The sequence below is a fragment of the Streptomyces sp. NPDC025618 genome (genome assembly GCF_055558795.1).
This window is the reverse complement of sequence record NZ_JBVHLW010000055.1, coordinates 24,315-31,776: the sequence shown is the minus strand read 5'-3', so window position 1 is coordinate 31,776 and position 7,462 is coordinate 24,315. Positions and strand designations below refer to the sequence as shown.

Genomic DNA, 7,462 nt, shown 5'->3' with positions numbered 1-7,462 from the left:
CCCCCCCCCCCCCCCCCCCCCCCCCCCCCCCCCCCCCCCCCCCCCCCCCCCCCCCCCCCCCCCCCCCCCCCCCCCCCCCCCCCCCCCCCCCCGCCACCGGGCTGGTCCTGCCCCGCGTCTCGCTGCCCCGCTGGGAGTTCCAGGCCCTGCCGGCTCTGCCGGAGGGGCCGGTGCTCGGGGTGTTCGCGGCCGTCCTGACGGTCACGCTCGTCGCGAGCATGGAGTCGCTGCTGTCCGCCGTGGCGGTCGACCGGCTGCGGTCCGAGCGGCCGGACGCTCCGGCCGACCCTGCCGCGCTCGATCGGGAGCTCATCGGTCAGGGGGCGGCGAACGTGGTCTCCGGGCTGCTCGGCGGGCTGCCGATCGCCGGTGGCGCGCTGCGGGGCTCCGCGAACGTCCGGGCGGGCGCGGCGACCCGCAAGTCCACGGTCCTGCAAGGCGCATGGGTGGTGCTCTGCGCGGGGCTGCTCACCTCCGTGCTGGAGTTGATCCCCCTCGCCGCGCTCGGCGCGCTGGTCATGGCCGCCGGAGTCCGGATGGTGAGCTTCGCGCACATCAAGCATGTGCGGCGGCAGCGGGATTTCCCGATGTACGTGGCCACTCTGGGGTCGGTGGTGCTGCTCGGCGTGCTGCAGGGGCTCACGATCGGGCTCGTGGTCGCCGGCTTCCTCTCCCTGCGGAGGCTCGCACACACCCGCGTCACCGTCGAGCCGCGCGGCGGCGATCACCTGGTGCTCGTCAGCGGGCAGTTGACGTTCCTGGCCGTGCCGCGGCTGACCCGGGCGCTGGCGCACGTGCCCACCGGCGCGAGCGTGGTGGTCGAGCTGGGAGGCTCCTTCATGGATCACGCGGCCTACGACGCCTTGCAGTCATGGACCGACACCCATCGCGCACACGGCGGCCGGGTCACGCTCCGCGGGCGCGGCGGTCAGACCGTCGCCGAGCCCTCCAGCGCCCATGTGTGCCGCCCGTGGACCCCCTGGCGCAACCACCACTGCACCCGTCCCGCCACGGACATCGACACCCAGGATGACGGAGGCGGGCGGCAGCTGCTCGGCGGGGTCACCGCCTTCCAGCGCCACACGGCCCCCCTGGTGCGGGACGAGCTGGCCCGGCTCGCCCTCGAAGGGCAGCGCCCCACCCAGCTGTTCCTCACCTGCGCCGACTCCCGGTTGGTGACGAGCATGATCACCTCCAGCGGTCCGGGCGATCTGTTCACCGTGCGCAATGTCGGCAATCTGATGCCTCCGCCCGGTTCTGACGGCACCTGCGATTCGGTCGGCGCCGCCGTGGAGTACGCGGTGGAGGTGCTGGAGGTCGGCACCATCACCGTCTGCGGGCACTCCGGATGCGGGGCGATGCAGGCCCTGCTCGACGCCGCGGACCAGGGACCGGGTGCCCAGCAGACCTCGCTCACCCGCTGGCTGCGGCACGGCCGTCCGAGCCTGGCCCGGATGCAGCGGATCGGCCGGCTCGGCCGCGGCGAGGTGGCGCTGGCCGACCGCCCCGTGGCGGACGACGCCGAACGCCTCGCGCTCGTCAACGTGATGCAGCAGCTCGACCACCTGATGGCCCACGTGTGCGTCGCCCGGCGTGTGGCGGAAGGAATGCTTCAGCTGCAGGGGATGTATTTCCACGTCGCCGAGGCACAGGCGTATGTGCTGGACCCGCGCTCGCGCACCTTCAAGGCCGTACGACCGGAGGTCCTCGACGCCGTCTGAAGGGGCGGCCGGCCCCGGAACGGCCACCCCTGCCGCCCCGGGGCGACGTACCCCTCGCCACCCCCGCATCACCCCGTCTGACCTCGGACAACCTCTCCGCGCAAAGGTCTAAACCAGTTTTTCCCGACAACCCTTGTCAGAGTGCACCCCGGGCTGATGAGCTATGGCCCGGGACGCAACGGGCAGCCTGGGAAAGGGAGATGTCGTGAGCAACGAAAGCCTGGCCAACCTCTTGAAGGAGGAGCGCCGCTTCGCACCGCCTGCCGACCTGGCCGCGCACGCCAATGTCACCGCGGAGGCGTACGAGCAGGCGCGGGCTGATCGGCTGGGCTTCTGGGCCACGCAGGCCCGGCGGCTGAGCTGGGAGACCGAGCCGACCGAGGTCCTGGACTGGTCGAACCCGCCGTTCGCCAAGTGGTTCGCCGACGGCCGGCTCAACGTGGCGTACAACTGCGTGGACCGCCATGTGGAGAACGGCCTGGGCGACCGGGTCGCCATCCACTTCGAGGGCGAGCCGGGCGACACCCGCACCATCACCTACGCCGAGCTCCAGCGCGAGGTCTCCAAGGCCGCCAACGCCCTGACGGAGCTGGGCGTCCAGGCGGGCGACCGGGTCGCGATCTATCTGCCGATGATCCCCGAGGCCGTCATCTCGATGCTCGCCTGCGCCCGGATCGGTGCCCCGCACTCGCTCGTCTTCGGCGGCTTCTCCGCGGACGCCCTCGCGACCCGCATCAACGACGCCGACGCCCGCGTCGTCATCACCGCCGACGGCGGCTACCGGCGCGGCAAGCCGTCCGCGCTCAAGCCCGCCGTGGACGAGGCCCTGACCCGTCCCGGCACCGAGAACGTCCGCAGCGTCCTCGTCGTCCGGCGCACCGGCCAGGAGGACATCGCCTTCACCGAAGGCCGCGACGTGTGGTGGCACGACCTCGTCGAGCGCCAGTCGGATCAGCACACCCCGCAGGCGTTCGACGCCGAGCACCCGCTGTTCATCCTCTACACCTCCGGCACCACGGGGAAGCCCAAGGGCATCCTGCACACCACCGGTGGCTACCTCACCCAGACCTCGTACACCCACCACGCCGTCTTCGACCTCAAGCCGGAGACCGACGTCTTCTGGTGCACGGCCGACGTCGGCTGGGTCACCGGCCACTCGTACATCGTCTACGGCCCCTTGAGCAACGGCGCGACCGAAGTGCTCTACGAGGGCACGCCCGACAGCCCCCACCAGGGCCGCTGGTGGGAGATCGTCCAGAAGTACGGCGTCACGATCCTCTACACCGCGCCGACCGCGATCCGCGCCGCCATGAAGTGGGGCGACGACATCCCCGCCAAGTTCGACCTGTCCAGCCTGCGCGTCCTCGGCTCGGTCGGCGAGCCCATCAACCCCGAGGCGTGGGTCTGGTACCGCAAGCACATCGGCGCCGACCGGACCCCCGTGGTCGACACCTGGTGGCAGACCGAGACCGGCAGCATCATGATCAGCCCGCTGCCCGGCGTCACCGCCACCAAGCCCGGCTCCGCCCAGGTGCCGCTCCCCGGCATCGCGGCCACCGTCGTGGACGACGAAGCCCGCGAGGTGCCCGACGGCCACGGCGGCTACCTCGTCCTCACCGAGCCCTGGCCCTCCATGCTCCGCACCATCTGGGGCGACGACCAGCGCTACATCGACACCTACTGGTCCCGCTTCGAGCACAAGTACTTCGCGGGCGACGGTGCGAAGAAGGACGACGACGGCGACGTCTGGCTGCTCGGGCGCGTCGACGACGTGATGCTGGTCTCCGGCCACAACATCTCCACCACCGAGGTCGAGTCCGCGCTCGTCTCGCACCCCAAGGTCGCCGAGGCGGCCGTGGTCGGCGCGACCGACCCGCAGACCACCCAGGCCATCTGCGCCTTCGTGATCCTGCGCGGCAACGTGGACGCGACCGAGGAGGGCCTGGTCGAGGAGCTCCGGGCGCACGTCGCCAAGCAGCTCGGCCCGATCGCCAAGCCCAAGCGCATCCTGCCCGTCGCCGAGTTGCCCAAGACCCGCTCCGGCAAGATCATGCGCCGGCTGCTGCGCGACGTGGCCGAGAACCGCACCCTCGGGGACGTCACCACGCTCACCGACTCCTCGGTCATGGATCTGATCCAGTCCCAGCTCCCGGCCGCGAGCAGCGAGGACTGAGGCGTCACACGGCCCTAGGGCAGCGAGGAAACACCTCGTACGAGTGAGGGGCACCCGGCGCCACGCCGGGTGCCCCTCACTCTTTCGGGCTAAGGTAAGTATTCGTCGCGTCAAAAACGCGACAAGAATCATGGGCGCGCCGGGAAGTCTGGTCGGCACACAGCACACGTGTATCCAGTCGACCCCCAGGAGGTCCTCCGCCGTGGCCGCGCCCAAGAACCGCCGCTCCGTCTTTCTCGGCCGGCTGCCGCTGCCAGAGCGGAATTACCTCGCCGATGCCCTGCGTACCGAGACCGTGGGCGGCGTGCTGCTGCTCGTCGCCGCCGTCGCCGCGCTGATCTGGGCGAACACCCCGCTGCGTGACAGCTATCAGTCGGTCAGCTCGTTCCACTTCGGTCCGGGCTCCCTCGGCCTGAATCTTTCGGTCCAGCACTGGGCCGCCGACGGCCTGCTGGCCGTCTTCTTCTTCGTCGCGGGCATCGAGCTCAAGCGCGAGCTGGTCGCGGGCGAGCTGCGCGATCCCAAGGCCGCGATCCTCCCGGTCGTCGCCGCGGTCTGCGGCATGGCCGCGCCCGCGCTCGTCTACTTCACCGTGGTGTCGGCCGGCGGCGGCTCGACGGCGGGCTGGGCCGTGCCCACCGCCACCGACATCGCCTTCGCGCTCGCCGTACTGGCCGTCATCGGCACCTCCCTGCCCTCGGCGCTCCGGGCGTTCCTGCTGACCCTCGCCGTCGTCGACGACCTCTTCGCGATCCTGATCATCGCGGTCTTCTTCACGCAGAAGCTGAACTTCGCGGCCCTCGGCTTCGCCGTGCTGGGCCTGGCCGTCTTCTGGCTGCTGCTCCACAAGGGCGTGCGCGGGTGGTACGTCTACGTCCCCCTGGGCATCGTCAACTGGGCGCTGATGTACAACAGCGGCGTCCACGCGACGATCGCGGGCGTCGCCATGGGGCTGATGCTGCGCTGCACGCGCCGTGAGGGCGAGGCGCACTCCCCCGGTGAGCACATCGAGCACCTTGTGCGCCCCCTGTCGGCGGGGCTCGCCGTGCCGCTGTTCGCGCTGTTCTCGGCGGGCGTCGCGATCTCCGGCGGCGCGCTGTCGGACGTCTTCACCCGGCCCGAGACCCTCGGCGTCGTCCTCGGCCTGGTCGCCGGCAAGGCGATCGGCGTCTTCGGCGGCACCTGGCTGGCGGCTCGTTTCACCAAGGCGGAGCTCAATCCCGACCTCAAGTGGCCGGACGTGCTGGCCGTCGCCTCGCTGGCGGGCATCGGCTTCACGGTCTCGCTGCTGATCGGCGAACTCGCCTTCAAGGACGACCAGCTGCTGACCGACGAGATCAAGGCATCCGTGCTGGTCGGTTCGCTGATAGCCGCGGTGCTGGCGAGCGTGCTGCTCAAGCTGCGCGACAACAAGTACAGGAAACTGTGCGCCGCGGAGGAGCTTGACGAGGACCACGACGGCATCCCGGACATCTACGAGCAGGACAACCCCGCGTACCACCTCCGGATGGCCGCGATCCTGGAGGCGAAGGCGGCCGAGCACCGCAGGCTGGCCGAAGTCGCTGCCGGGCGCACCACCGGGGACGATGGTCCGGCATGATCTGAGTGTCTTCACATCCGCTGGAGACCCGCAGACGACGAGCTGATGACGATGAGGGAGCAGCCGATGAGCGCAGCCGACGACGGCGCGGCGACCGGTGTGAACGGTGCCGACGGCGCGAACCGCAGCCTCGGCCAGCTGATGGCGACGGCCACCACGGAGCTGTCCGCACTGGTGCACGACGAGATCGCGCTGGCCAAGGCCGAGCTGCGGCAGGACGCCAAGCGCGTCGGCATCGGCGGTGGCGCGGTCGCCGCGGCCGGGACGCTGGCGCTGTTCTCGCTGCCCGTTCTGAGCTTCGCCGCCGCGTATGGCATCCACAACCTCGGCATGGGGCTCGCCTGGTCGTTCCTGATCGTCGGCGGCGCGTTCCTGCTGGTCGCGGCCCTTCTCGGGCTGCTGGCGGTGAACAGGTTCAAGAAGGTCAGCAAGCCTGAGAAGACCATTGCCTCCGCGAAGGAGACGGCTGCTGTCCTCGGCACCGTCAAGCCGCACCCGCGCCCGCTGGTCGACACGGGCCGCGCCGACGCATCTGTGACACGCTCGGCCGTATGACGGTGCCCGATACCTCCGCAGCGCCCGCGTCTCCCGACCCCGAGCCCACCCCCTCCGCCGGGCCTCCGGCGGCGCGGACGGGCCCGGCCCCGGTGGTCTCCGGGGCATCGGTGGTACGTCCCGAGGGTCCTTGGACCCACCGGGATGTGGCGGCGAACGGCGCGCGGTTCCACATCGCCGAGATGGGCGAGGGGCCCCTGGTGCTGCTGCTGCACGGTTTCCCGCAGTTCTGGTGGACGTGGCGGCACCAGCTGCGGGCGCTCGCCGATGCCGGTTTCCGGGCGGTCGCGATGGACCTGCGCGGGGTGGGCGGCAGCGACCGCACGCCGCGCGGCTACGACCCGGCGAACCTCGCGCTCGACATCACCGGTGTGATCCGCTCGCTCGGGGAGCCGGACGCCGCGCTGGTGGGGCACGACCTGGGCGGCTATCTGGCGTGGACGGCGGCCGTGATGCGGCCGAAGCTGGTCCGCAGGCTCGCGGTCTCCTCGATGCCGCACCCGCGCCGCTGGCGTTCGGCGATGCTTTCCGACGTCAAGCAGAGCGCGGCCGGTTCGTACGTCTGGGGCTTCCAGCAGCCGTGGCTGCCGGAGCGGCGGCTGGTCGCGGACGACGCGGCACTGGTGGGACGGCTGGTGCGGGAGTGGTCGGGCCCCCGGCTGCCGGACGACGACGCTGTCGACACCTACCGGCGGGCCATGACGATCCCCTCCACGGCGCACTGCTCGATCGAGCCGTACCGCTGGATGGTGCGGTCAATGGCGCGCCCGGACGGTCTCCAGTTCAACCGCCGGATGAAGCGTCCGGTGCGGGTGCCGACGCTGCACCTGCACGGTTCCCTCGATCCGGTGATGCGTACGCGCAGCGCGGCGGGCTCCGGGGAGTACGTGGAGGCGCCGTACCGCTGGCGGCTCTTCGACGGGCTCGGGCACTTCCCGCACGAGGAGGACCCGGCAGCGTTCTCCACGGAACTGGTCAACTGGCTCAAGGATCCTGAACCGGACCGCTGACCTCCGCGGAGGGCCCGCGCCCCGGCCGCGGATCCCGCCCGGCACGGCAGCCGGAGCACCGCCGCACGCATGGGAACGGCCGTTCCCCCGAACGGCCAATTGCCCGGCGCATAGGCCAATTGAGCGACCCCTGGGCGATTACCGACCTTTGGCCCCGGGCACAGAGCTCTGTATGGGCTGGACGCACGACTACCGTGACGCGACACAGGAGCGGGGCGCCGAGGGCGACTCCGCTGTGGCTGTGAGCGAGGTGACCGACAGGGCGCCGAGGGCGGAGCACCGGCCGGTGGCCGGACCGGATCCGCTCATCGGCATCCCGCGCATCATCCGCCGTCGCGCCCGCTGGGTGTCGGCGCGGCTGCGCCACCACCCGCGCGGCCGCTGACGCGCCTCTCCCGCGCCC

General features: G+C 71.6%; 6 protein-coding genes. All 6 read left to right on the top strand.

Annotation, left to right across the window (positions count from 1 at the left end; all coding sequences use genetic code 11):
* Positions 1-179 precede the first annotated feature (179 nt).
* The 6 genes from ACZ4A5_RS28980 to ACZ4A5_RS28955 all read left to right on the top strand — a co-directional run bounded on the left by ACZ4A5_RS28980 (position 180) and on the right by ACZ4A5_RS28955 (position 7,444).
* Positions 180-1,721, top strand: coding sequence for a carbonic anhydrase (locus ACZ4A5_RS28980; RefSeq protein ID WP_467590568.1), 1,542 nt, complete (start codon positions 180-182; stop codon positions 1,719-1,721).
* A 205-nt stretch (positions 1,722-1,926) separates the two neighbouring features.
* Entirely contained in the window at positions 1,927-3,894 is a 1,968-nt protein-coding gene (acs, locus tag ACZ4A5_RS28975) for an acetate--CoA ligase (protein WP_467590561.1), read from the top strand.
* A 202-nt stretch (positions 3,895-4,096) separates the two neighbouring features.
* Entirely contained in the window at positions 4,097-5,494 is a 1,398-nt protein-coding gene (gene nhaA, locus ACZ4A5_RS28970; RefSeq protein ID WP_467590558.1) for a Na+/H+ antiporter NhaA, read from the top strand.
* A 66-nt stretch (positions 5,495-5,560) separates the two neighbouring features.
* Entirely contained in the window at positions 5,561-6,049 is a 489-nt protein-coding gene (locus ACZ4A5_RS28965) for a phage holin family protein (protein ID WP_467590555.1), read from the top strand.
* On the top strand, positions 6,046-7,059 hold the full coding sequence (locus ACZ4A5_RS28960) for an alpha/beta fold hydrolase (protein WP_467590553.1): 1,014 nt from the start codon (positions 6,046-6,048) through the stop codon (positions 7,057-7,059). The genes ACZ4A5_RS28965 and ACZ4A5_RS28960 overlap by 4 nt, the downstream gene beginning before the upstream one ends.
* A gap of 172 nt (positions 7,060-7,231) precedes the next feature.
* Entirely contained in the window at positions 7,232-7,444 is a 213-nt protein-coding gene (locus ACZ4A5_RS28955) for a hypothetical protein (protein WP_398870543.1), read from the top strand.
* Positions 7,445-7,462 lie beyond the last annotated feature (18 nt).

Bases quoted from the DNA above. Each gene is read 5' to 3' on its own strand.
- ACZ4A5_RS28955 (WP_398870543.1), top strand. From the start codon at position 7,232: ATGGGCTGGACGCACGACTACCGTGACGCGACACAGGAGCGGGGCGCC.
- ACZ4A5_RS28960 (WP_467590553.1), top strand. From the start codon at position 6,046: ATGACGGTGCCCGATACCTCCGCAGCGCCCGCGTCTCCCGACCCCGAG.
- ACZ4A5_RS28965 (WP_467590555.1), top strand. From the start codon at position 5,561: ATGAGCGCAGCCGACGACGGCGCGGCGACCGGTGTGAACGGTGCCGAC.